The organism is Streptomyces sp. NPDC021622, from assembly GCF_040640795.1.
Classification (GTDB): domain Bacteria; phylum Actinomycetota; class Actinomycetes; order Streptomycetales; family Streptomycetaceae; genus Streptomyces.
Genome location: NZ_JBFACK010000007.1, coordinates 317,861 through 341,244, shown reverse-complemented (window position 1 = coordinate 341,244; position 23,384 = coordinate 317,861). Strand labels below are relative to the sequence as shown.

The following is a 23,384-nucleotide window of genomic DNA, read 5'->3' as shown; positions in this document are numbered from 1 at the left end:
GTTTCCCCCGCGGACTGCCTACGGGCTTTCTGCCCACCGACGGCTACGCGGCGGCGCCCTGCGGCACCACCCACGCCGGGTCGCGGGGCTCCACCTTGTTGGCGAAGGCCACGATCTGGGCGTACGCGGCCAGGTCGGCCATCGCGGACTGGATCCGGGTCAGCGCGGTGTCCGCGGCCGGGTCGTCGGTCCGCTCAAGCCAGTCACCGATGAGCACGGCCACGGCGAGGGTGCGCTCGCGCATGTCGTGGCAGATGCCCAGCGGGCCGCCCGTCCTGGCCTGCCAGGTGAACTCCTGCCACAGCTCGGCCGAGTGCGGCACCTGGCCGAGGCTGATGCCCGAGCGGTAGAGCCGGTCGTAGTCGAGCCTGCTGGCCCACGCGGCCGTCTCCGGGGTGAGGGTGCCCGTCGCGAGGATGTCGGCCACCTGGTCCAGCATCCGGGCGGCGGCGCCGAGCCGGTCCTTCGCGGCGGCGGCGTACACCGAGGCGGCGGCAAGACCGTCGCCGTGCTCGGCGAGTTCGAGCGCCCGGCACACCTCGCTGCTCGCCGCGGTCAGCTCGGTGCCCGCTGCCTGCGCCAGCTGCTTCTTGTCGCGCAGGTCCTCCGCGCTGAGGCTGAGGTACTTGTTGCAGACGGCGCTCATATCCTGTCGCTCCTTCCGTTTCCGGCGCCGGCGACCGCGACGGCGCCGGGAGTCATGCCGAGGATGTTGATGACGGCCAGTGCCTGGCCGTAGATCCGGATGCGGTCGAACGCGGTGAGCAACTGCCAGGCCACGCGCTGCCAGTCCGCGGGACCCGCCACATCGGCGTAGGCCGCGAAGCCGTCGAGGTCCGCCGAGAACGCGGCAAGCGCGGTGACGAAGTGGCCGAACGCCGCCTCGTCCCCGCCCTCTTCGTAGCGGAGCGCGATGGTCTCGATGGCGGCCCTGTCCAGCTGGACAAGGTCCGCGTCCCTGGCGGTGCCGAGTGTCTCGCGCACCGGGGCGATCCCACCGCCCGCGGCCCGCAGCCGCTCGTCGTGGACCGGGTAGAAGCCGAGCTCCTGGGCGGCGCGGTGGGAGGTGCGGTACTCCACGAGCCCGGCCTGGACCGCGGCGGCGGCGCAGCGCACCCGCAGGGCGGCCTGGCGCACGTCGTTGAGCTCCAGGTCGGAGTGCATCAGGTGGAGCTCACTGCCCGCCCGCATGAAGTGGGCCGAACCGGTGGCGATGGGCCCGTCCACGCGCTGGTACAGGGCTTGTTCGGCCACGCTGCCGTCAGGCAGATTGGGGGCTTTGTTGCAGACCCTACTCATATAGGTCGTGCCTCCTTGGTTGTCCGGCGCCGGTTCTCCGACGTCGGTCGTGCGGTGTTGCGGCGCCCGGTCTGCGGCACCCGGCGGGAAGCGGCACCAAACCGGCGGACGGCATTCCACGAATGCCGTAGTGACAGCCGGTGCGGTGCCCGGTCGCCGATACGCGGGATCCGAGCGGTAGTCGGATGTTCGCAACGAGCCCCTGGGGGCGGTCCGCCAAGTCGGGCACCGCCGGACAGATCCGGATGGCCTCGGCCAGGCGACGGTCACAGGGCGTCGCCGGCGCGGGCCGGTGCGGAGGGTGCGAACGGTGGCTGAGGCGACGGGGGCGGCGGAACACCCGCCGGACGGGGGACCGCGGGAGACGTCGGCAGGCGTCGGCCCGGTGGACCACGTGGACACGACGGACGCGCTGGCCGCGCTGCTGCGCCAGCTGCGCAGGCGCGCGGCGCGCAGGAACGGCGGCGCACAGCTCACCTACCGGCAGCTCGCGGCGCGTACGGGCTGGGCGCACGGGGTGATCGGCGACTACTTCGCGGGCAAGACCCTTCCGCCGACGGACCGCTTCGACACGCTGGTCCAGCTGCTCGGCGCGACCGGCCGCGAACTGCGGCTCCTCGCGACGGCCCGCGACCGCGTGGAGGAGGCGCGCCGCTCCCGCCTTGCCGCGGGCGGACGCACCGGCTCATCCGGCACGGACGACGCGGGACCGCTCCTGCCCGCCCCGCGCCAGCTGCCTGCGGACGTCCCTGAACTCCTGGGCCGCGGCTGGGAGTTGGACGCCCTCGACGTGCTCCGCCCGGGGCCGCGGGGCGGCGGCCCCGTCGTGGTCGCGCTCGACGGGCCCGGCGGTGTCGGCAAGTCGGCGCTCGCCGTGCATGCCGCCCATCGGCTCGCCGAGCGGTTCCCCGACGGTCAGCTCTATGCGGACCTGCGGGGTTCACGCCACGACGAGCGTCCCGTTCCGCCCGCCGACGTCCTGCGGCGATTCCTCTGTGCGCTGGGTGCGCCGAGGCTGTATCCGTGCCGCGCGGCGGACGCGGCGGCGGCCTACCGCACGCTGCTCACCGAGCGCCGGGTCCTGATCGTCCTGGACAACGCCCGCGACGCCGCCCAGGTCCGCCCCCTGCTGCCCGCGGCGCACGGCTGCGCGGTCCTGGTCACCAGCCGCGGTGTCCTCGCCGCCCTGAACGGCGCGAACCACCTCCACCTGACACCACTGCGGCCCCCGGCATCCATCGCCGTGCTCGAACTCTGGGCGGGGCAAGGGCGGTTGGGCGCCGAACGCGACGCCGCCGAGGCGATCGCGCGCCACTGCGGTCACCTCCCCCTGGCCCTGCGCATCGCGGGCGCCCGCCTCGCGGCACGCCCCCGCTGGCCGGCGCGGGAACTCGCGGGGCGGCTCGCCGACCCCGCGCGCCGCCTGGCGGAGCTGTCCTTCGCGGACCTGGACATGCGTGCGGCCCTCGAAGCGGGCCACAGAGAGCTGCTGACCCGCGGTCCCTCCGGCCGGGCGGCGGCTCTCGCGCTGCCGCTACTGGCCCTGGAGCAGGGCGAGTTGACGGTGGCGGAGGCGGCCGCGACCACGGGCGGCGCGCCGTCGGCGACCGAGGTGATCCTGGAGCAACTGCTCGACGTGCAGTTCTTGGAGTCGCGGGCGCCGGGCCGCTATCGCTTCCACCCGCTGACCCGTCTTTTCGCCCGGATGCTCCCTTGAGCGGCTCGGTCAGTCGGCCAGCGCCGCAAGCTCCGCGTCGGCGCGCTCGGTGACCAGGGCGAGGACGCGGCCCGCGGCGACCAGGTCGTCGGAGGGTATTCCGCCCCAGATGCGGGCGGAGACGGGTGCGGTCTCCGCGCCGACGGTGGCGTTCAGCTCGCGCCCCGCATCCGTGGCGCGAAGGTGCGCGCCGTCCACGGCAAGGAGCCGCTTGGCGAGGAGTTCGTCGAGCGTGACGCGGATGTCGGCAGGATCGGCCTTGAGCGAGCCCCGGACCTGGGCGACGAGCTCGTCCGGCGTCTGCGGGCCGTCGGCGGTGATGGCGGCGCGCAGCGCGATCTGCTGCTGGTACGTGATGCCGTGCAGGGCAAGGACGTGCTCCAGGACGCCCCGGGCGGCGTAGTGGGCCAGGGCGAGGTCGCGTGCGTTGGCGACAGGTGCGGTGGTGGATGCGGTCGAGGCGGACGTGGAGGCGGACGTGGAGGTGGACGTGGCCGAGGTGGCTGCGGTGGTGGTCATGGTGATGTCCCCTGAGTGCTCTCGTCGTTCGGTCGGGATGGAGCGAGAGGTGCGTCGAGCAGGGTCTTCAGTTCGTCGGTGAACGCGCGCGTCCGCTCGGCGTCGAGCCCGCCGAGCGGCTCAAGCAACTGCTGAAGCAGTTCCTGGACCACCGAGATGGCCTGCCGCGTGACGGCCTGGCCCTGCTCGGTGAGGGCCAGCTGCACGGCACGCGGATCGCGGGGATCCCGGGTGCGCTCGATCAGCCCGGCCGACTCCAGCGCGCGTGCCAGCTTCGATACGTACAGCGCCTCGAGGCCGGTGTGGTCGGCGAGCCGGCGCTGGCTGGGCCGCTCGCCGGTGCGCTGCATGCCGTACAGCGAGGCGACCAGTGAGTACTGCGCGTGGGTGAGGCCCAGCGGAGCGACCGCGCGATCGACCGCGACGCGCCACTTGTTGGCGAGCCGCCATACCAGGAAGCCGGGCGTGGGACCCGGTGAAGCCTTGCTCATGGCCAATAGAGTACATGGCTACTATGTCCATGGCTACTAATTTCGGTTCGGATGCGGGCCGGGTCCGGAGGCTTCCGGCGGCTTCTGGAGGCTCTACGCGATGTTCACCAGCTGATTCCGGCCGCCACCGGCAAGTGGTCGCTGCCGGTGGCCGGCAGGGTCCACGCGCTCGCCGGCTCCACGCCCCTGACCAGGATCTGGTCGATCCGCGCCACCGGGAACTTCGCCGGCCAGCTGAAGCCGAAGCCGTCCCCGGCCGCGTCCTGGACCGAGTGCAGCCGCGAGGTGATGCCGGCGAACGCGCGGTCGTCCGTGGTGCCGTTCAGGTCGCCGAGCAGCACCACCCGCTCGTTCCGCTCGGCGGCGACGGCCTCGGCGAGCGCCTGCGCGTTGCGGTCCCGGCTCTCGGTCCAGAAGCCGCTCCTGGGCATCACGCGTACGGACCCCAGGTGGGCCACGTACACCGCGAGCGGCCCCTGGTCCGTGGCCACCGTGGTGCGCAGCGCCCGGTTGGAGGCCAGCTTGACGTCGGCGGGCTTGGTGTCACCCAGCGGCCCGACGTCCTGCCGGGTGTCGACCGGCCGCGTGTCCGACAGCGGCAGCTTGCTCCACAGCCCGACCGTGCCCTGCACCGTGTGGTGCGGGTACGTCTTCGCAAGTTCCTTCTCGTACGCGCCCCGGGCCTGTGGGGTGATCTCCTCCAGCGCCAGCAGGTCCGCACCGGAGGCGGCGAGGTCGCGGGCGGTGCCGGACGGGTCGGGGTTCTCGGCGCCGACGTTGTGGCTCACCACGGTGAGGTCGCCGCCCGAGTGGGACTTGTCGATGAGCAGCCCGCCGAAGAGGTTCAGCCACACCGCCACCGGCAGCAGCAGCGCGACCACCGCGGAGGCGGAGCGTCGCCGGAGCGCCGCGGCCAGCAGCACGGGGACGACCAGGCCGAACCACGGCAGGAGGGACTCGACCAGGCTGCCGATGCCCCCGATCCGGTTCGGGATCCGCGCGTGCAGCAGCAGGAGCAGACCGAGCAGCAGCGCCACCGCCGCGAGCAGCGGGCCTCGCTTCCAAGGCTCCGGCCGGGAGAAGGCGCGGGCCGCCCGGCGGATGCGCGTGCGCCAGGTGCCGGAGCCGCCCTGTCCGGTCTCCGCCGTGGCTGCAGTGTCCGCCGTGTCCGCCGTGTCCGCTGTGTCCGCTGTGTCCGCCGTGCTCGTCCGCGTCATCGTCTGTCCTCGTTCTTCACTGCCGTTCACTGCTGCATCCTCGGGTCCTGGGTGGGGTCGGCGTACATCCGCGGGCAACCACGGTCGATCGCGTCGGTGCGCAGTTCGTAGTGCCAGGGCTCGTTCTTGTAGATCTGGCACAGCCCGTACTCGGCACCGTGCTCGGACAGCCACGCCGTCGCGTCGGAGCGCCCGATGTCGACCGCGTCGCCCGACACGTGCGGCGACGTCTCCGCGGTGGCCACCCAGCGGGCGGCCTCCTCTTCGGACCCGTACTTGGCGACCGCCTCACGAAGGAGCTGATTCTGGTGCTCCGGGGAGCGCCAGCCGCTGTTGACGTAGAACTCGACTCCGTCGTCCGCGGCAGCCGTCGCGGCCTGGCGGAAGGCCTTGAGCAGAGCTGGATCGAGGTTGGTCACGGCCGGACTCGCGTCGTCGAAGGAAAAGGAAGGGGAGAGCGACGAGCGGGCCGCGGAGGACGGGAGCTTCGGCACCTGGTGGACGAGGGCCGCGGCGATCACCGCCACGACGACTGCCAGGCCGACGGCAAGGAGCCATCGAAGCCTGCGGTTTGGTATCCGGCGGTTCGGGGTCCGTGCTGCTGGTGGGGTTCGAGCCATGCCGCCAGTCAAGGCAGCGCGATGTTGCCCGCCCGTATGCGGTTTTCGATACGTCGGCGATATGCCCCGGCTCGTAGCCTTGATGACATGCGTGTGCTGATTGTCGAGGACGAGCCCTATCTGGCAGATGCCATCCGCGACGGCCTCCGCCTGGAAGCGATCGCCGCCGACATCGCGGGTGACGGCGACACCGCTCTGGAACTGCTGAGCATCAACGCGTACGACATCGCCGTACTCGACCGCGATGTACCCGGCCCTTCCGGCGACGAGATCGCCCAACGCATCGTCGCCTCCGGCAGCGGCATGCCGATCCTCATGCTCACCGCGGCCGACCGGCTCGACGACAAGGCCTCCGGGTTCGGACTCGGCGCCGACGACTACCTCACCAAACCGTTCGAGCTTCGAGAGGTCGTCATGCGGCTCAGGGCGCTCGACCGCAGGCGCGCCCACACCCGGCCACCCGTGCGCGAGATCGCGGGCCTGCGGCTTGATCCGTTCCGCCGCGAGGTCTACCGCGACGACCGCTATGTCGCGCTCACCCGGAAACAGTTCGCCGTGCTCGACGTCCTCGTCGCTGCCGAAGGCGGTGTCGTCAGCGCCGAAGAACTCCTGGAGCGCGCCTGGGACGAGAACGCCGACCCGTTCACCAACGCCGTGCGGATCACCGTCTCGGCACTGCGCAAGCGCCTCGGCGAACCCTGGATCATCGCCACCGTGCCGGGCGTCGGCTACCGCATCGACACACAGCCGGAGACCGGACCCGGGGGAGGCGGGCGTGGATAGGGCACCTGGGCGGAGCGTTCGCCTCAAACTCACCCTCAGCTACGCCGGATTCCTCATGGTGGCAGGTGCCTTGCTGCTCGCGGCGGTGTGGGTGTTCCTCCTGCGGTACGTCCCCGATCGCGCGATGCTCATCAACCCCGACGACAGGCCCGACGGCGTCTTTCCCGTCCGGTCCGTCCTGCTCGACGTCTTCGCCCCGAGGGCGGCCGCCGTACTGGCGTTCCTGCTGGTGTTCGGCCTCGTAGGAGGGTGGATCCTCGCAGGACGCATGCTCGCCCCGCTGACCCGCATCACGGACGCCACCCGCATGGCCACGCACGGATCGCTCTCCCACCGGATCCGGCTGCCGGGCCGCAAGGACGAGTTCCGCGAACTCGCCGACGCCTTCGACGCGATGCTCGCCCGGCTCGAAGCGCACGTCGCCGAACAGCAGAGATTCGCGGCCAACGCCTCGCACGAGCTGCGCACCCCACTGGCGATCTCGAAGGCACTTCTCGACACGGCCCGCGCCGACCCGGACCACGACACCGGCGAGGTCATCGACCGCCTCCACACCGTCAACACCCGGGCGATCGACCTCACCGAGGCGCTGCTCCTGCTCAGCCGCGCCAACCAGCGCTCCTTCACCCGGGAACGCGTCGATCTGTCCCTCATGGCGGAGGAAGCCACCGAGACACTTCTGCCCCTCGCGGAAAAGCACGGCGTCACCATCGAGACCCGCGGCGACATCACCCCCACGACCGGATCGCAGGCGCTTCTGCTGCAGCTGACCACGAACCTCGTGCACAACGCGATCGTCCACAACCTGCCGGAGGAGGGCACCGTGTGGGTCAGCACCGCCGTCCGCCCCAAGTCCGTGGTGCTCACGGTCGAAAACACCGGCGAGAAGCTCACCCCGCAGCAGGCCTCAGCACTCACCGAACCGTTCCAGCGCGGGACCGAGCGCATCCACACCGACCATGCGGGCGTCGGCCTCGGTCTGGCCATCGTCAAGACCATCGCCCAGGCACACGACGGCACCCTCACCCTCACCCCACGTCCCACTGGCGGGATCCGCATCACGGTGGAACTTCCCGCGGCATCCCCGCACGCCGACAGGTGAGGAATCAGGGCGCAAGGGACGCCCTCACAACCCTCACTGCTCGTACCAGCCCAGCGCGCCGCCACCCTCCGAAGGGTCGAACGACTGGTGCAGGCCCACCAGCGCGGTGACCAGGCGCGGGTCCCAGTCGTCGCCGAGCACCCGGTACTCGTCCGCCACACCCCGGAAGACCAGACGCGCCCGGCCCGACGGGTCACGCCAGATCACCCGGCGCGGCGCCCCGAAACCGCCGTCGCCCTCGCCAAGCAGAGACGTGATGCCCCACACCACGCTCAGCGGCAGGCCGATGGGCCACCACACCGCCCACCACAGCAGACGGCCCCGGTAGCCGCGCAGGGCAGGGCCGTTGACCGGCTCCACGGTCCACTGCGTACGGCCGAACCGCAGCAACGGGCGGCGGCGGAGCGTGATCCGGGCGAGCGGTGCGCCGTACGGGTCCTCGACGCGGTAGACGCCGGCACGTCCGCTCACGCGGGAGCCGAGGGGCTGCTCGGTCGTCACCCGTGCGATGGGGGCCTGCCCGTCGGCCACGATGTGGAAGGCGCGCTCGGAGCGCCGGCGCGCGGGCTCGGGCGCGCCGGGGTCACGGCACAGCCGGCCGATCGCGCGTGCCGCCTCGCGCCGTTCGCCTTCGCCGAGGCTCACGACGATCGGCGGAGTCGTCGCGTATCTGACGTGGTACGTCACTCGCCCTTGGGCCACGTTCTTGTCCCTCCCCGTTCCGCGGCTGTCCGCGGTCATGATCTCACCGCCGGTCGGGGGCCTCGGCTCCGTATGATCGCGCCATGTTGGTTACGACACTTTCCGGAGGCTGAACAGGCATGACAGAGCGCAGAGTTGTCATCGTCACGGGTGGCGGGACGGGCATCGGTGCCGCCACCGCCCGGCAGTTGCGCGCGGCCGGGCACGAGGTGGTCGTCTCCGGGCGTCGCCCCGAGCCGCTGCACCGCGTCGCCGAGGAGACCGGGGCACTCGCCCACCCCGCCGACGCCGCTGATCCCGCGGCCGTCGCGGGACTCGTCCGGGCGGCCACCGAGACCTACGGACGCCTCGACGGGCTGGTGCTCAACGCCGGGATCGGCCGCAGCGGAGCGGTCGGCGACCTCTCCGACGAGGACTGGGACGCGGTCCTGCGCACCAACCTCACCGGCCCCTTCCAGCTGCTGCGCGCCGCGCTGCCGCACCTTCTCGAAGCGCACGGCTCGGTGGTCGCCGTCGCCTCGGTCGCCGCGCTGCGCAACGGCGTGGCCAACGCGGCGTACGCGACGTCCAAGGCGGCGCTGCTTCAGCTGTGCCGGTCCCTCGCCGTCGACTACGGCAGGGACGGCCTGCGCGCCAACACCGTCTGCCCCAGCTGGATACGCACCGAGATGGCCGACCGGCGGATGAACCGGTTCGCCGAGGAGGCCGGGCTCGGGGACGGCGGCGCCGACGCCGCGTACGAGGAGGCGACGCGGCTGATCCCGGCGGGCCGTCCGGGGCAGCCGGAGGAGGTCGCCGAGGCGATCACCTGGCTGCTCTCGCCCGCCGCCTCCTTCGTCAACGGTGCGACGCTCACCGTCGACGGAGGGGTGACGGCGGTCGATCCCGGAACGGCCGCGTTCGACTTCAGCATCGCGCCGCGCGGCGGGGGCGGGGGCGCCGGCTAGGAGTAGCGCTCGATGCGGAGTTGGGCCGGTGGGTAGGGCGATGAGGAGGTCGTGCCCACCGACCAGTAGCCGCCGTCGGGGCCGGGGATCCGGGTCAGCGCCTCCGGCAGGAAGGTGGTGGCGGTCTCCGGGCCCCGCTCGCTGACCCAGGCCGTGCCGTCCCACCGCAGATAGTGGGCGCGCTTCTGGTCCCAGAAGTCCCAGCCGGCGATCCGGTCAGGACTGCCGTCGGCGTCCCCGACGATTCCGCTCAACAGGCCGACGCCGAACGGGGCCTTGACGTCCGTCCACCGCGTGCCGTCCCAGTGCTGCAGCGTGACGCCGGGCGGTTTGCCGGGCGGTCCGCCCACGCCGTACGCGAAACCGGTCAGCCAGATGTCGTCGTGCGCGACCGGCAGCAGACCGCTCACCGAGGCGCGGATCCCGAGCTGACGTGGCACCACCGTCCAGGCGCCGTCCCACCGGGCGATGATGTCGCCGAAGACCCACACATCGCCGCCGGGCGTGACATGGACACCGGTCGGTGTGGGCGCGGCCTCGTCCGGCAGCGGACTGCACCAGCGCCACGTCCGGCCGTCGCCGTGCAGCAGCCCGGCGCGGTCGCCGTGCCGCCCCGACACCCAGAAGTCGCCGTCGGTGCCGGACGCGACGTCCGTGAGCCGTGTCCCCGGCTCGCCCCGGCCGGGGAACTCCGTCTCCCGCCATGTCGTGCCGTCCCAGGCGAGGAGCTGGTCGTGTCCCGCCGTGTCGGTGCCGAGCGCCCAGGCCGCGCCGCCGGGCGGGCCCGCGGCGACCGCGCGCAGACCGCCGCTGTACGTCAGGTGGGAGAGATCGGTGCGCGACCAGGCGGAGCCGTCCCAGCTGAGGGCGATCGGGGTGCCGAGGGTGCCGCCGTTGCGGCCCTGCTCGCCCACGGCCCAGGCCGCCGCGGGCCCCGCGGCGGCGACCGCGGCGAGATGGGCGGCCTCCTGCCCGGCCGGGGCGGGCACCTCCTGCCAGGAACCGGCGGCCAACGGTCCGGCGGCCGATGGCCGGGCGGCGGCGGCAGCGGCGCCGGCCGACGGCAGGGGCACGGCCAACCCGGCGCCGGCGGCGGCAAGTCCACGGACGAATGCGCGTCTTCGCATGAAGAGTCCTTCCTCGGATGGGTGCCTGGTCACCCTGAACCGGGCGCCGTGCGGTGTCTATGCACGCGTATGCGTAATTCGGGCGTCGGTAGGGTGGGCGGCTTGAGGAAGGTGACTTCCCTGAGGGGGAATTATGAGTGCCAGACCGAATCGGTCGACGCGGACGAAGATCGCTCCGGTGAGTGTGCAGGTCTGTCCCGTCGGCCCCGTCGTCGACATCGTCTTCAGCCGCTGGGCCACGCCGATCCTCTGGACGCTCAACGAGTACGGCCGCCAGCGCTTCGTCGAGCTGGAGCGGGGCATTGAGGGGATCACCCCCAAGGTGCTGACGCAGCGGCTGCGGCAGCTGGAGCGCGACGGCCTCGTCGTCCGCACCTACTACCCCGAAGTGCCGCCGCGCGCGGAGTACGAGATCAGCGAACTGGGGCGCAGCCTCGGCCCGTTGTTCGCCACGCTCGCCGAGTGGTCCACCGCCAACCTGGACCGGATCGAGCAGGCCCGCATCGACTACGACGAGCCCGCGGAACGGCCGTCGGCTCAACACCCTTGATAGCGTCGGGCGTTCACTGAGGGGTGGACGAGGGGTGGACACAGAAACATGACAGTAGCCAGCGGCACCTTCCGCATCGGTGGCGAAATCGGCGTACGGCGGCTGGGGTTCGGGGCGATGCGGTTGCCCACCGAGCCCGGGGCGCCCCGGGAAGCCTCGATCGCGGTGCTCCGGCGCGCCGTCGAGCTGGGTGTCACGCTGATCGACACTGCGTTCATGTACGGATGGGGCGCCAACGAGGAGCTGCTGGCCGAGGCCCTGTATCCGTACCCGGACGACGTGCTCATCGCGACCAAGGTCGCCATCGAGAAGCCGGCTCCCGGCGCGGAGGCGCAGATCAACGGGCGGCCGGAGTTCCTCAGGGGCCAGGTCGAGCAGGCACTGCGCCGGCTGCGGACCGAGCGGATCGAGCTGCTCCAGATGCACCGGCTCGACCCGAAGGTCCCGCTCGCCGATCAGCTCGGCGTGCTCCGGGAGCTCCAGGATGACGGCAAGATCGGCCACATCGGGCTGTCCGAGGTGACCGTCGACGAGCTCGCGGAGGCGCGGCAGACCGTCGACGTCGCGAGCGTGCAGAACCGCTACAACCTGCTCGACCGCGAGCACGAGAGCGTGCTCGACGCCTGTGCCGCCGCGGGCATCGCCTTCCTGCCCTGGCGGCCGGTGCACCCCGCGGCATCGGCCGACACGGCCGAGATCGCCGCCGTGGCGGCCGAACTCGACGCCACGGCAGCGCAGATCGCCCTCGCCTGGCTGCTCGCGCGCTCACCGGTCGTGCTGCCGATTCCGGGCACCGCATCGCTCGCCCACCTGGAGGAGAACGTCGCCGCGGGAGGCCTGCGGCTCAGCGACGAGCAGTGGCGGCGGCTGGACGGGATCGGGGCGCGGTGAGCCGCTACGGCTGCTCGGCGGGGCGGTCGATCCGGTAGAGGTGGTGAGCGCGGTCGTCGACGGGGTTGTCCGGCTCCAGATCGACGTCGGCGACGCGGCGCATGCCCGCCTTCTCCAGCGCGCGCCAGGACGCGGTGTTGCCCACGTGCACCGGGACGAGCATCGCCGTCGCGTCGGGATGGTCGCTCCAGGTGGCCTCGATGACCGCCTGGAGCATGAGCGTGCCAAGGCCGCGGCCGGCCCGGCGGGGGTCACCGATGAGGTAGTCGATGGACACCGCGCCCGCCGGCACCTCGGCCTGGTCCACCAACTCGTCCAGATACTCGGGGTAGTCGGCGAGACGGCAGCGCTGTACGAGACCGAACGGCTCCCCGTCGAGCAGCATGAGCAGGTCTTCGGACGGCTCGTCCCCGCGGGCGGCGGGACCGAAGTCGCGCGCCACCGCATCGGGAGAGGTCTCGTGGTTCCACCACCGTGCGACGTGCGGCTGTAGCAGCCACTGCCGCAGCAGCGGGAAGTCACGCTCGGCGAGCCGGCGCCAGGTGATCTTCGGGGCGCCTTGCGGGGGCGGGGAGTCCGGGCCGGTCATGGAGCCGACGGTAGTGCCCCAGGCCGTTGGAAGTACCGCACGTGCTCGCCCTGGCGGGGCCTGCCGGACGAACTCGGCTCGTTCCAGACCGCTCACAAACGGCTGATCCGGTGGGCCGTGGACGGCACTTGGGAACGGATCCTCGCTGCGGCCCTGGCCGTGGCCGACGCAGCATCTACGCCGGCGCGGGATCCCTGCCGTCATTCCCTGCCGTCATTCCCAGCCGTCCGACCGGGTGGGCCACCGACCGCGATGAGGCCGCGCAGGCGGATGAGCGGGCCGTCGCTGCCCGCCAGGCCGCACTCCACCTCGCCGCCATCCTCATCCGGGCGCGGTGCCACCCGAGCAGGGATGACGATCAGCTGTCGTAGAAGAACAGCTCGAGATCCTCCATGGACCCCGGCCCGGTCAGGAAACCCTCGGCCTGGGCGATCTCCTTCTCCGGTGGCACCCGACGCTCCCGAAGAAGCTCCGTCATCCATTGCTCGCCCTGCCCGCCGATCGCATAGATGCCGGACAGCAGCTCGGCCATACCCGCAGGGCCCTTCGGACTGCGCCCGACGACGGGTTCGAGTTCCCACCCCCCTGCCCGGGCGGCAAGCCGGAGCACCCCGGCCCAATTGGCGATCCGCCCAATGCGTACGTGCCACGAGTCCTCGGTGAACGGCGCCAGCCGGCCTCCGTGCAGGGCATTGGTCGCGGCCATGATGTCCGCCACCACCTGCCGCTCCACGGCATCACGAACCCAGCGCCCCTCCTGCGCTTCCTCGATGGCGGCCGCCCACCACTCCCATGCGCTGTCCAGCCGGGCCGTGAATGTGTCCATCCCGACAGAATCCCACGCGGCCCAAGAGGCACCTCCTAGGGGTACTGCCGGGGCAAACCCTGACGCGCGACGGCCAGTCAGGAGGATGTGGCGCCAGGGGAGTGACGACAAGGCTGTTGCCCATGAAGAAGTCAACGCGAAACGCCGCCCTGCTCGCCGCATCGGCCGCCGTCCTCGGCCTCACCGCACCGCTTACTGCGACAGCCTCAACTGCCGCTGCTCGCACACCTCTTGACTGGAAGAAGTGCGAGGGGAGCGGACTCGACCCGCGCCAGGAGTGCGCGACCGTCGAGGTCCCCATGGACTACTCCGACCCCGACGGCAATAAGATCGACATCGCCGTCTCGCGCATCCCCAGCGAGAAGCCGGAGGCGCGCCGCGGAGCCCTGTTCCTGATCCCCGGCGGACCCGGTGGATCAGGCATCGACAACCCCTCGGGCAAGGGGCAGAAGCTGCCGCAGGACGTGCGGGACGCCTACGACCTGATCGGCCTCGATCCCCGTGGGCTCGGCCGCTCCACCCCGGTCAGCTGCGGCTTCGAACACGGCGACCTCGCCACATCGAGACTGCGTCCCTGGCCGGGCGCCGACGGGTCCATCACGGAGAACATGACCGTCGCGCGGCGCATGTCGGACGCCTGCGAGCGCAACGGCGGCGACCTCATCCGGCACATCAGCACCGCCAACGAGGCCCGCGACCTCGACCGCATCCGGGCGGCGCTCGGCGAGCGGAAGATCTCCGCGTGGGGCGTCTCCTACGGTACGTACGTCGGCGCCGTCTACGGCCAGCTCTTCCCGCACCGCACGGACCGCGTCGTGCTCGACAGCAACGACGACCCCGATCACACGCAGGTCTCCCGAGGCTGGGTCGCCGCGCACGAGGCGGGGGTCGAGGACACCTTCCCCGAGTTCGCCAAGTGGGCGGCGGCGCCCGGCAATCCGGACCGCCTGGCTCGGACGGCGGCCGAGGTGCGCCCCATGTTCCTGCGTCTTGCCGCGCAGCTCGACCGCGAGCCGATCCCCTGGCCCGGCGCCAACCCCGAGGAGCTCAACGGCAACGTACTGCGCCAGACCTTGCTGAACACGCTCTACGACCCCGACGACTTCCCCGACCTCGCCAAGCTGATCACCGCCGCACGCAAGGGCACCGTGCCGCCCGCGCCCCCGGCACCGCCCGAGGAGGTGCTGCAGAACGTCGTCTCGGTCGGCGCCGCGACGCTGTGCAACGACATCGAGTGGCCGAGGTCAACAGCCGCGTACGAGAAGGGAGTTAGGGCAAGCCGTGTCAAGTTCCCGCTGACCGCCGGGATGCCGCGCAACGCGATGCTGTGCGCGGCCTGGCCCTACCGGCCGAAGGAGGCGCCGGTCCGGATCACCGACACCGGCCCCTCCGACATCCTGCTCGTCCAGAACGAACGCGACCCGGCCACCCCGCTCGGCGGCGCCCTGAAACTCCGTGCCGCGCTCGGCGAGCGCGCCACCATGGTGACCGTCGACTCCACCGGCCATGACGCCTACCTCGCCAACGGCAACGCGTGCGGCGACCGGACCGTCTCCCACTACCTGGCGACGGGGGAGCGGCCGGCGCGGGACAAGTACTGCGACTAAGCGGTCTTGTCGAAGTCCGCTGCGGGTCGGCAGCGCCCCGAAAGGGGCGCGGGGAACTGCGGTACTCGTCCGCGACGGACCCGCGGACGAGTACCGCACTGCCCGCGGAGCGCTTAGAGCGGCTGTCGCGACCGGCGCGGCTCAGCGCTGCCGGTGATGACCGGTGCGGGCCTCGGCGGTGGTCTTCAAGTCGCCGAGCCAGCCTTCGAGACCCTGCCGGAGGATCTCGGTCGCGGCGGGGACGTCCGCCTCGACCTGGTCCCCGGTGTGGGTCTCTTCGGTGCGTACGAGGACACCGCCATCGACCTCGGTGAACGTCCATACGTGAACACCGTCGATGCGCAGTCCCTCGGCGATCCCGGGGCCGGTCCAGCGGATGCAGGAGCCGCGCTTGAGCTGCTCGACGGTCGAGGTGATGTCCAGACTGGTGGCGGAAGTAGCGGGGTTGGGCGGTATCGGGGTCGTCCACCGGAACGCCGAGCCCTTCCGCAAGGGGCCGTGATCGAGGCGTTCCACGGACGTGACCGGGGCCTGCCAGGACGGCCAGCGCTCCACATCGGTCTGCAGCTTCCAGATGGTGCTCAGCGGCGCATGGATCACGGTCTCGGTCCGGTACCGGACGGCGTAATCGGGATCGACGCCCTCTCCACGGCAGGTGAGCGACTTGCCGGGGTGCGGGGTGGCTCCGGCGGGCACGGCGGCGGTGCCGAGGACACCGGCGACGGCGAGCGGGACGGTGAACAGGGCGGCGCGGACGCTGGTGCTGCGGATCCGGGACATGGCGTTCTCCTCGTCGGTGGCGTTACAGCTCCGGCGTACGAGGGGCTGTACCTCGACTGCGTACTCGCTCATGGCGCCGATTGTCCGCGCGGCGCCGCGCACATGAGACGTTGGGCGTCCGCGGCGCCGCGTCCGCGTACGACCGACAGGAAGGATCAGCGAGCCATGCCGGAACCAGTCGAGGCGCCCGTCATCCTGAGCAATGAACCGGGCTCCTTCGCGTGGCGCGTGCTCGCGGAGCGGCATCCGGCGCTGATCAAGAAGGTGCGGGACGCCTTTCCCTATGGGCCCGAGCAGCACCGCGCCCTTGACGCCCTCCTTGCGCAGGCGACGGACGGCGTCATCGAACCCCTCGGCCCCGGCGCACACGACCGGGAGCTGTGGGAGGGGTGGGGGAGCGGCCACTTCGGCCGCTCGTGGTTCGATGTGCCCTTCCTCTGGGCGGAGAGTTATTTCTATCGCCAACTCCTCGAAGCAGTGGGGTACTTCGAGGTCGGCCCCTGGCAAGGGATCGATCCCTTCCGCCCGTTCAAGCAGGCGGAACTCCAGACCGTGGAGGCCGCGGAGGAACTCGCCGCGCTCGACCGGCCGGTGGACCCGGCGGCTCCCGATGCCGAGGACCAGGCCCTGCTCCTCAGTGCCCTGTGGGGCAATCGCGCCGATCTGGGGTTCCGCATCGGCGCGGAGGGCGACGCGGCCGATGCCGTCGACTCGGGGCTCGTGGCCGACCAGTCCGAGCTGCTGTGGTCCCTGCTGCCAGAAGGCGGCCGGGGCGCGCTGTGCCTGGTCGCGGACAACGCCGGGCGCGAGCTGCTGCCCGACCTCATCCTCATCGACCACCTCCTGAACCGGCAGCGGATCGAGCGGGCCGTCCTGCACGTCAAGCCGTACCCGTACTACGTCTCCGACGCGACCACCGCCGACGTGATCGACGGTCTGCGCCACCTGACCGCGGCGCCCGGCGCCGCGTCCGAGGTCGGCAGGCGCCTGTGGGCGGCGATGGGCAGCGGCCGGCTCACCGTCCGCGCCCACACCTTCTCCTGCGCCCCGCTGCCGTACGCGGACATGCCCGACGACCTGCGCCAGGAGTTCGCCGACGCCACTCTGACGCTGGTGAAGGGCGACTTGAACTACCGGCGCCTGGTCGGTGACCGGCTGTGGCCCGCGAGCACGCCGTTCGCGGAACCCACGGCGTACTTCCCCGGCCCGGTGGCCGCGCTGCGGACCCTGAAGTCAGACGTGATCGTCGGCCTCGACGCGCGGACCGAGGCCGCGCTGACCGCCGAGCACGGCCAGGCATGGCGTACGAGCGGGACGCACGGCCTGATCCAGGTGCGAAGCCGCAAGGACGCTTGAGGCCGAGCCGTGCTACTCACCCCGGCCGGCAGCGCTCTCCCGCTCGGCCGCCACGATGGCGAGCAGCCCCGGAAACCGCTGCTCGACATCTTCCCTGCGCAGGGTGGCCATCCGGCTGTTGCCCCGTGAGACCTGCTGGACCAGGCCCGCCTCGCGCAGCGCGCGGAAGTGGTGCGTGACCGTCGCCTTGGAGACCGGCAGTTCGAAGGAACTGCACGTCCGCGCCGTGCCGTCGGGCGCGGCCGCCAGCTCGCGCACCACGCGGCGGCGCAACGGGTCCGCCAGCGCGGCGAGCACCGGGCCGAGCTCCATCTCCTCGACGGTCGGGTGACCTTCGTCGTCGGGCATCCGGGTTCCTTTCGATGGGTGCGGCCCCATAGGTACGACTTGCATCGTACCTGCGGGGTCGCTAGCGTCCGCTAGGTACGAATTTCGTCGTACCTAGCGCCATCGGCGTATCCGTCGAATCGACGTATCCATCGAGGAGAGAACTTCATGACTCAGCCGTTCACGCTCGTCGGCATCGCACGCCCCAAGCCCGAACGCGCCGCGGAGCTGAAGCGGCTCCTGCTCTCGTTCGTCGAACCGACCCGGCAGGAGCCCGGCTGCCTGCAGTACCACTTCCACGAGGACCGCGACGAGCCGGGTGTCTTCGTCTTCTACGAGGCCTGGCGCTCCCAGGGCGATCTCGACGCGCACCTGGACCTGCCCCACATGCGTGACTTCTGGGAGCGGCGGATGGACTACCTGGAGTCCGACCTCGACATCCGCTACCTCACGATGCACAGCCCTTACTGACCGACTGATATTGTTTTTGGCGTTCGTGTTCGACCGGATTGCTTTCGACCGGATTACTGAGGAAGTCGGGAGGTGGGGTTGATGACCGCGCTCAAGGCCGCTGCCATGCGCACCGCCCGGACCGCCCTCACGTCCCGGGTCGCGGCCTGACCTCAGCCGGATGTGCCCCGCCGGGAGCGTGAGCTCGCGGGGCGACACTCACACGAACCCACCATGAAACGGATTCGCATCCATCATGTTCACCATGCCCACCATGAGCGACGAGTGGATCACGCGCGCCGAGACCGGCGCTGACATCCCCGCCATCCGCGACATCGTCCTCGCCGCGTTCGACACGTCCGCGGAGGCCGACCTCGTCGACGCGCTGCGCGCCGACTCGTCCTGGCTGGACGGCCTCTCCATCGTCGCCACCGACCGGGACGGCAAGCCCGTCGGACACGCACTGCTGACCCGCTGCCACATCGGCGACACCCCGGCCCTGTGCCTGGCCCCCGTCGCCGTGCTGCCCGAGTACCAGAAGACCGGTGCCGGGTCCGCGGCCATCCGTGCGGCGCTCCAGGCCGCCAAGGACCGGGGCGAGCGCTTCGTCACCGTCCTCGGGCACCCGGCGTACTACCCGAGGTTCGGCTTCTCTCGTGCCTCCGCCCACGGCATCGGCATCAGCATCGACGTCCCTGACGAGGCCATGATGGCCCTCGCCCTCGACGCCGCGCACCCGCTGCCCAGCGGCACCGTCCGCTACGCCGCACCGTTCGGCATCTAGCCCGATCCCGATCCAGGGCCCGCCGTGCCGGGGCTGCTCCACGGCCCCGGCACGGCAACTGGCATCATCGAGGAATGTCTGACTTGATCATCGCCGCCTGTGACGGAGCCGCGAAGAAGAACCCCGGACCCGCTGCCTGGGCCTGGGTGGTGGCCGACGCCGACGGCACCCCGCGGCGCTGGGCGGCAGGACCGCTCGGCCACTCGACGAACAACGTGGCCGAACTGACCGCACTGGCCGAGCTGTTGGAGGCCACGGACCCCGCGCTCCCGCTGGAGGTCCGGATGGACAGCCAGTACGCGATGAACGCGGTCAGCAAGTGGATCGCCTCCTGGAAGCGCAACGGCTGGCTGACCGCGGCGAAGAAGCCGGTCGCGAACAAGGAGCTCGTCGTACGCATCGACGCGCTCCTGCAGGGCCGCGCGGTCACGTTCCGGCATGTCGCGGCCCACCAGGTGGACGGCGATCACCTCAACGCGATCGCCGACGTGGCGGCCAGCGACGCCGCCACCTCCCAGCAGCCGGCCGGCACCGCCCACGGCGCGCAGGAGATCCCGCAGCCGCGCCCCGAGCGCATGACGGCCGCGCCCCGCGCACGCAAGGCCACCGCCGGACGCACCGCCAAGTCGGCCTCCGGCAAGGCCACTTCGGCCCCCGTCATCAAGGCCAAGTTCCCCGGCCGCTGCCACTGCCAGAAGCCCTACGAAGCCGGCGAGAAGATCACGAAGAACGCGCACGGCTGGGGCCATGTGGAGTGCCGGGACGCCTAGGTTGTTTCTGATGGCTCCGCGACACCGTCCAGGAGCCATCAGAAACAACCTAGCCCGTGCCGGTGAGCTTGCGGCCCATGTCAACTCCGGCCGGCACGCCTCCGGCCGCCGGTCGCATGCGCCGGAGACCGGGTGCGAGGGCGAGGGTGACCGTGGCAGAGGCGGCGGCCATCACGGTCATGGCGGTCGCGGGTGAGGTGAGCTGCGCGATGCCGCCTGCGACCGCCGCGGCGATGCCCTGCATGGTGAACATCCCTGAGTGGTGCAGTCCGAAGGCGTGTCCTCTCAGCTCGCTCGGGACCAGGGACATCAGGCGTTCCTGGAGCAGCAGGTTGGCGGAGAAGCCGATCGATCCCACGGTGACGGCGGCGAGGGCCACGGGCAGCGCGGGGTGCAGGGCGAAGATCAGGTACGGGGCAGCGAGCAACAGCAGCAGCATTGGCGGCGCACCGAATCTGTCGCGCCAGCGCCTGGGCAGGAAGCGGCCGGTCAGGGTGTCTCCTGCCAGCATGCCCACTGCGGCGGCGGCGAACAGGAGCCCCGCGTGGTGTGGTGCGTAGGAGACGTAGAGGGACTCGCAGCCGACGACGAGGCCGTTGGGCACCCACAGAGCGAGGTAGACGCGGCGCCGGGGTTTCGCTGCCCATAGGCGCGCGTTGGTCCGCCAGGTCTCGCTCGCGGACGGACGGCCTTGTGCGCGCGGCGGCCGTTTCGCGAGACCGATGCGGGCGACGGCCGCGGCGACGAAGAAGAGGGCGGCGCCGGTGAGCAGGGCTCCGCGCGGGGTCAGGACGTTGACGAGTACGGCGCCGACGGCGTAACCGCAGATTTGCAGGCTTCCCGCGCACATGTTGAGCACCGAACGGCCGAGCAGGTAGCCCTCTGGGGGGAGGATCTCGGTGAGCAGCCCATAACGCACTCCGCCCCCGACCGAGCCGAGCATGCCCTGCACCGACAGGATCGCGAAGATCGCTCCCACCGGCAGGCCGGGCATGGCGAGGGCGGTGGTGGCCACGGCGAAGAAGAGCGCCAGGCCGATGGTCGCGGCACGCGGAGGCATGCGGTCCGTTGCCGACAGCAGGACAGTCGCGCCGATCATCTGCGCCAGCAACGGGCCGAACATGCTGAGGGCGGCGAGGAGCGGCGAGCCGGTCGCGTCGTAGACGAGCGTCCCCATGGCCGTTCTGCTCACGGTCTGGGCCGCCACATGTGCGGCGAAGGCCGCGAGTAGCGGGGTGAACTCCGGTGCCCTGAAGAGATCTTGGTAGGTGCGCATGGGCGGAGTGTCGGGCGCCGCTCGGGCGCGGAGTTAATGTTTCGCGGGGAGGCGAAACCATTGGGCTGGTGGGAAGTCAATGCGGATACGCTCGCGAGCAGCCGGTTCGTCGTGTCGCCCCTCTGCGAGACGACCGCGAGCCTGATGGTCCTGGAGAAGGACTCGCCTGCGCATCCAGCCGAACGCCGCTGGTTGGACCGTCACAGGGCCGCTTACCGAGAACGGCTGACCGCCGATCCGGTCACCGCCTTGCTGGTGCGCGTCGCGCTGGGCAGGCACCGGTGGATCGCCGACTTCCTGACCCCGGTGCCGTCCCGCGAGGGTGCGGCGCAGGGCGGCGCGGAGTTCCAGGACGAGCTGGCGCGGATCCGCGAGACGCCGGCCGACACCGCCCACGCCGACCTCGTGATCGCTCACCGCGGACCGCTTCCCGGCCCGTTGCTGCGCCCCGATCTGCCGGAGCGCCTCGCCGACCTGCTGGAGTGGGTGTGGAGCGAGACGGTGGCGCCCGACTGGCCGCGGCGACGGCGCGTCATCGAGGCCGATGTGGTGGCGCGTACGGCCCAATTGAGCCGTGCGGGCTGGGCAGCCGCACTGGACGACATGCATCCGGAGATGCGGTGGCTGGGCGGCAACCGGCTGCAGATCAACACCCGCGCCTTCCCGCCTCGGCAACTGATGGGAGCGCAGCTGCTGCTCGCGCCGGTCACGCCGCGCAGGGGATGGATTTCCATGGACCGGCCCGACTCCCACGGCGCCGTGCACCGGAACGCCGTGGTGTACCCGTGCTCGGGCACGCTGGTGGAGCCGGAGCGGGCCGCCGCTCCGGAGGCGCTGGCCAGGCTGCTTGGTGTTGGGCGGGCGGGCGTACTGGTGCTCCTGGACAGCCCGATGAGCACGACGCACCTGGTGGCCATGACGGGCCAGGGTCTCGGCTCGGTGGGCCGCCACCTCAAGGTGCTCCTGGACGCCGGGCTGGTCGGCCGCCGCCGTTCGGGACGCTCCGTGCTCTACTACCGCACGGCTGTCGGCGACGCGCTGGTTGGCTGCGGGACTCCTGGCCAGGGCGCGTAGCGTGGCGTGATCAGCTTGAGGGATCTGCCTTCGTGGCGGGGGCGGACCTCCTTGGTGAGCTGCTCGAACTGGGCCCGTGTGAGCTTCTCGTCCAGATGCAGCGCGCCCTCGGACGACGCGGTGACGTACGGCAGGTTGATCGTTGTCTCGGTCGCCGCGGACTCCTCGATCTTTGCCTTCTCGGCGGCCTCGCGAAGCCGCTGCGTGGCCATCTTGTCCTTGGACAGGTCAATGCCGTAAGCGTTCTTGAACTGCTTCACCAGATGGTCGACGATCCGCTGGTCCGCCGTGCGCTGGCTGTCGTTGAAGTACGCGGGCACGGTGACGACGGCGTCCGTCACGTCCTCACCGAGGTACGCCTCCGGGAAACGCCACTCGGTCTCGGCCATGTGCCGCTTCACCTTCAAGGATGGCGACGACGGAGTTGGTCGTACCCAGGTCGATGGCTACCGCCCGTGTCATCACAGGCTCCTTTCAAACGCGGATGTAGCTCACCCGTCCCTGCTCTGTGTGGTTCCAGCAGGACGGAAGCGGTCCTCGTCGTGAGCAACAGACGCTGCACCGGGAGTGGTTCGACGTTCACCAGGCGCAGAACGGTGCCTTGCGCACGGGGCTCGGCGTCAACGGCACCTGGCCGAAGTCGACTTCGGCCGGCTCCGGTGCACTTCCAAGGTCCACGGATTCACTCATGGCCGCCTCACTTTCGCCGGGGCAAGGTTCGTTCAGGCTCCCTGGCCCGCGTTTGGGGTGTCGTACGATCGGTCTAGGGTGAACAGCCCGCCGTCGGGGTCCCGGAGCGTCACCTGCCGGGTGGTGCCCCATTCCGGGCCGGTGACGGTGCTGCCGCCGTTCTCCTGTGCGAGCGCGACCGCCCTGTCCAGGTCCGGGACCTTGAAGTGGACCAGCCAGCGGGGCCGCAGCTGCGGCTTCGGTGCGGCTTCCTCGACGGGGCCGCTGTTCAGCCTGGCGACGGGTTGCCCCCGCCGCCGCAGGACGACCTGGTCTTCTTCGTACGAGGTGTCGCAGCATCCGTCGCTGTCGCCCTGGCCCCATCCCAGCACTTCGCCGTAGAAGATGGCCGCGTCGAAAGCGTTGCCGGTGTGGAGTTCCAGCCAGGCCGGCGACCACTTGGCGCCGACACTCCATGCGGCGAGGACATCACCGTCCCAGATGCCGAAGGTGGCGCCCTCCAGGTCGGTCACGAGCGCCGCCCGGCCTCCGGGCGGATACGAGACGGGGCCCACCCCAACGGTGCCGCCCCGCTCGCGCACCCTCGCGGCCGCTGCGTCGGCGTCGTCGACGGCGAAATACGGCGTCCATGCCACCGGCACGGCGAACTCGCCCGCCACTGCTCCGATGCCTGCGACGGGGACTCCGTCGACCTGCGCCACCGAGAAGGCACGGCCGAAGCGACCCTGCTGGAACGTCCACCCCAGTACCGCCCCGTAGAAGCGCTCAGCTGCCTGCCGGTCACGCGCCGCCAGACTCAGCCAGCACGGGGCGCCGATCACATCCGCTGCTACCAGTACCACGGGACTCTCCTTCCGTACGTGCCTCGCCGCCCTCGACCGGGCACACCT

At 71.4% G+C, this 23,384-nt stretch carries 26 protein-coding genes and 2 pseudogenes; 13 read left to right on the top strand and 15 right to left on the bottom strand.

Annotated features, from left to right (window positions below):
• Positions 1 to 43: 43 nt before the first annotated feature.
• The gene (locus AB0G47_RS17065) at positions 44 to 646 is read right to left on the bottom strand and encodes a hypothetical protein (protein ID WP_360769870.1); all 603 of its coding nucleotides are present in this window, start codon (positions 644 to 646) and stop codon (positions 44 to 46) included.
• On the bottom strand, positions 643 to 1,299 hold the full coding sequence (locus AB0G47_RS17060; protein WP_360769867.1) for a hypothetical protein: 657 nt from the start codon (positions 1,297 to 1,299) through the stop codon (positions 643 to 645). The genes AB0G47_RS17065 and AB0G47_RS17060 overlap by 4 nt, the downstream gene beginning before the upstream one ends.
• 310 nt (positions 1,300 to 1,609) lie before the next feature.
• On the opposite strand from AB0G47_RS17060, the gene AB0G47_RS17055 reads away from it, so the two are divergent.
• Positions 1,610 to 3,016, top strand: a complete 1,407-nt coding sequence (locus AB0G47_RS17055) for an NB-ARC domain-containing protein (protein WP_360769864.1) — start codon at positions 1,610 to 1,612, stop codon at positions 3,014 to 3,016.
• A 9-nt stretch (positions 3,017 to 3,025) separates the two neighbouring features.
• Here the strand turns inward: AB0G47_RS17055 and AB0G47_RS17050 are convergent, their stop codons facing one another.
• From AB0G47_RS17050 to AB0G47_RS17035, 4 genes are all read right to left on the bottom strand, one after another.
• Positions 3,026 to 3,535 (bottom strand): MarR family transcriptional regulator, encoded by a 510-nt coding sequence (locus AB0G47_RS17050; RefSeq protein WP_360769861.1) that lies wholly within the window; start codon positions 3,533 to 3,535, stop codon positions 3,026 to 3,028.
• Positions 3,532 to 4,026, bottom strand: coding sequence for a MarR family transcriptional regulator (locus AB0G47_RS17045; RefSeq protein WP_360769858.1), 495 nt, complete (start codon positions 4,024 to 4,026; stop codon positions 3,532 to 3,534). The genes AB0G47_RS17050 and AB0G47_RS17045 overlap by 4 nt, the downstream gene beginning before the upstream one ends.
• A gap of 104 nt (positions 4,027 to 4,130) precedes the next feature.
• The gene (locus AB0G47_RS17040) at positions 4,131 to 5,243 is read right to left on the bottom strand and encodes an endonuclease/exonuclease/phosphatase family protein (protein WP_360769855.1); all 1,113 of its coding nucleotides are present in this window, start codon (positions 5,241 to 5,243) and stop codon (positions 4,131 to 4,133) included.
• A 26-nt stretch (positions 5,244 to 5,269) separates the two neighbouring features.
• Positions 5,270 to 5,863, bottom strand: coding sequence for a M15 family metallopeptidase (locus AB0G47_RS17035; protein ID WP_360769853.1), 594 nt, complete (start codon positions 5,861 to 5,863; stop codon positions 5,270 to 5,272).
• An 87-nt stretch (positions 5,864 to 5,950) separates the two neighbouring features.
• Here AB0G47_RS17035 and AB0G47_RS17030 point away from each other — a divergent pair, with 87 nt between their 5' ends.
• On the top strand, positions 5,951 to 6,646 hold the full coding sequence (locus AB0G47_RS17030) for a response regulator transcription factor (protein WP_360769851.1): 696 nt from the start codon (positions 5,951 to 5,953) through the stop codon (positions 6,644 to 6,646).
• Positions 6,639 to 7,748 (top strand): HAMP domain-containing sensor histidine kinase, encoded by a 1,110-nt coding sequence (locus AB0G47_RS17025; protein WP_360769848.1) that lies wholly within the window; start codon positions 6,639 to 6,641, stop codon positions 7,746 to 7,748. The genes AB0G47_RS17030 and AB0G47_RS17025 overlap by 8 nt, the downstream gene beginning before the upstream one ends.
• Before the next feature lie 33 nt (positions 7,749 to 7,781).
• On the opposite strand, the gene AB0G47_RS17020 is transcribed toward AB0G47_RS17025, so the two are convergent.
• A complete protein-coding gene (locus tag AB0G47_RS17020; RefSeq protein ID WP_360769845.1) occupies positions 7,782 to 8,489 on the bottom strand; it encodes a hypothetical protein in 708 nt (235 codons plus the stop codon).
• A gap of 80 nt (positions 8,490 to 8,569) precedes the next feature.
• On the opposite strand from AB0G47_RS17020, the gene AB0G47_RS17015 reads away from it, so the two are divergent.
• On the top strand, positions 8,570 to 9,397 hold the full coding sequence (locus AB0G47_RS17015) for an SDR family oxidoreductase (protein ID WP_360769842.1): 828 nt from the start codon (positions 8,570 to 8,572) through the stop codon (positions 9,395 to 9,397).
• On the opposite strand, the gene AB0G47_RS17010 is transcribed toward AB0G47_RS17015, so the two are convergent.
• Positions 9,394 to 10,524, bottom strand: coding sequence for a hypothetical protein (locus AB0G47_RS17010; RefSeq protein WP_360769839.1), 1,131 nt, complete (start codon positions 10,522 to 10,524; stop codon positions 9,394 to 9,396). The two genes, AB0G47_RS17015 and AB0G47_RS17010, sit on opposite strands and share 4 nt — an antisense overlap.
• A gap of 133 nt (positions 10,525 to 10,657) precedes the next feature.
• On the opposite strand from AB0G47_RS17010, the gene AB0G47_RS17005 reads away from it, so the two are divergent.
• Complete coding sequence (locus AB0G47_RS17005) at positions 10,658 to 11,074, top strand: helix-turn-helix domain-containing protein (protein WP_266873791.1); 417 nt, start codon at positions 10,658 to 10,660, stop codon at positions 11,072 to 11,074.
• 48 nt (positions 11,075 to 11,122) lie between these two features.
• Complete coding sequence (locus tag AB0G47_RS17000) at positions 11,123 to 11,965, top strand: aldo/keto reductase (RefSeq protein ID WP_360769837.1); 843 nt, start codon at positions 11,123 to 11,125, stop codon at positions 11,963 to 11,965.
• A 4-nt stretch (positions 11,966 to 11,969) separates the two neighbouring features.
• On the opposite strand, the gene AB0G47_RS16995 is transcribed toward AB0G47_RS17000, so the two are convergent.
• Entirely contained in the window at positions 11,970 to 12,554 is a 585-nt protein-coding gene (locus tag AB0G47_RS16995; protein ID WP_360769834.1) for a GNAT family N-acetyltransferase, read from the bottom strand.
• A 27-nt stretch (positions 12,555 to 12,581) separates the two neighbouring features.
• Between AB0G47_RS16995 and AB0G47_RS16990 the strand changes: the two are divergent.
• Positions 12,582 to 12,728 (top strand): annotated as a pseudogene (locus AB0G47_RS16990) (transposase); the annotation flags it as partial.
• Positions 12,729 to 12,912: 184 nt separating this feature from the next.
• Here the strand turns inward: AB0G47_RS16990 and AB0G47_RS16985 are convergent.
• Positions 12,913 to 13,380, bottom strand: coding sequence for a hypothetical protein (locus AB0G47_RS16985; RefSeq protein ID WP_360769831.1), 468 nt, complete (start codon positions 13,378 to 13,380; stop codon positions 12,913 to 12,915).
• Between the two features lie 122 nt (positions 13,381 to 13,502).
• On the opposite strand from AB0G47_RS16985, the gene AB0G47_RS16980 reads away from it, so the two are divergent.
• Positions 13,503 to 14,987 (top strand): alpha/beta hydrolase, encoded by a 1,485-nt coding sequence (locus AB0G47_RS16980; protein ID WP_360769828.1) that lies wholly within the window; start codon positions 13,503 to 13,505, stop codon positions 14,985 to 14,987.
• Positions 14,988 to 15,128: 141 nt separating this feature from the next.
• Here the strand turns inward: AB0G47_RS16980 and AB0G47_RS16975 are convergent, their stop codons facing one another.
• Positions 15,129 to 15,767 carry an SRPBCC family protein gene (locus AB0G47_RS16975; RefSeq protein WP_360770010.1) on the bottom strand — a complete coding sequence of 213 codons (639 nt, stop codon included), beginning with the start codon at positions 15,765 to 15,767 and terminating at the stop codon, positions 15,129 to 15,131.
• Between the two features lie 165 nt (positions 15,768 to 15,932).
• Here AB0G47_RS16975 and AB0G47_RS16970 point away from each other — a divergent pair, with 165 nt between their 5' ends.
• Positions 15,933 to 17,123 carry a damage-control phosphatase ARMT1 family protein gene (locus AB0G47_RS16970; RefSeq protein WP_360769825.1) on the top strand — a complete coding sequence of 397 codons (1,191 nt, stop codon included), beginning with the start codon at positions 15,933 to 15,935 and terminating at the stop codon, positions 17,121 to 17,123.
• Positions 17,124 to 17,135: 12 nt separating this feature from the next.
• Here AB0G47_RS16970 and AB0G47_RS16965 read toward each other — a convergent pair whose 3' ends face one another.
• Positions 17,136 to 17,471, bottom strand: a complete 336-nt coding sequence (locus AB0G47_RS16965) for a helix-turn-helix domain-containing protein (protein WP_360769823.1) — start codon at positions 17,469 to 17,471, stop codon at positions 17,136 to 17,138.
• Between the two features lie 147 nt (positions 17,472 to 17,618).
• On the opposite strand from AB0G47_RS16965, the gene AB0G47_RS16960 reads away from it, so the two are divergent.
• The 3 genes from AB0G47_RS16960 (at position 17,619) to AB0G47_RS16950 (ending at position 19,454) form a co-directional block, all read left to right on the top strand.
• Positions 17,619 to 17,921, top strand: a complete 303-nt coding sequence (locus AB0G47_RS16960) for a putative quinol monooxygenase (RefSeq protein ID WP_266873780.1) — start codon at positions 17,619 to 17,621, stop codon at positions 17,919 to 17,921.
• Between the two features lie 253 nt (positions 17,922 to 18,174).
• Positions 18,175 to 18,684, top strand: coding sequence for an N-acetyltransferase (locus AB0G47_RS16955; protein WP_360770007.1), 510 nt, complete (start codon positions 18,175 to 18,177; stop codon positions 18,682 to 18,684).
• 74 nt (positions 18,685 to 18,758) lie between these two features.
• Positions 18,759 to 19,454, top strand: a complete 696-nt coding sequence (locus AB0G47_RS16950) for a ribonuclease H (RefSeq protein WP_360769820.1) — start codon at positions 18,759 to 18,761, stop codon at positions 19,452 to 19,454.
• A 49-nt stretch (positions 19,455 to 19,503) separates the two neighbouring features.
• Here AB0G47_RS16950 and AB0G47_RS16945 read toward each other — a convergent pair whose 3' ends face one another.
• Entirely contained in the window at positions 19,504 to 20,730 is a 1,227-nt protein-coding gene (locus AB0G47_RS16945) for an MFS transporter (RefSeq protein ID WP_360769818.1), read from the bottom strand.
• Between the two features lie 60 nt (positions 20,731 to 20,790).
• On the opposite strand from AB0G47_RS16945, the gene AB0G47_RS16940 reads away from it, so the two are divergent.
• Positions 20,791 to 21,804 (top strand): helix-turn-helix domain-containing protein, encoded by a 1,014-nt coding sequence (locus AB0G47_RS16940; RefSeq protein WP_360769815.1) that lies wholly within the window; start codon positions 20,791 to 20,793, stop codon positions 21,802 to 21,804.
• 44 nt (positions 21,805 to 21,848) lie between these two features.
• Here the strand turns inward: AB0G47_RS16940 and AB0G47_RS16935 are convergent.
• Positions 21,849 to 22,266: pseudogene (locus tag AB0G47_RS16935) on the bottom strand (Hsp70 family protein); the annotation flags it as partial.
• A gap of 260 nt (positions 22,267 to 22,526) precedes the next feature.
• Positions 22,527 to 23,336: a VOC family protein gene (locus tag AB0G47_RS16930; RefSeq protein ID WP_360769814.1), complete on the bottom strand. Its 810-nt coding sequence runs from the start codon at positions 23,334 to 23,336 to the stop codon at positions 22,527 to 22,529.
• Positions 23,337 to 23,384 lie beyond the last annotated feature (48 nt).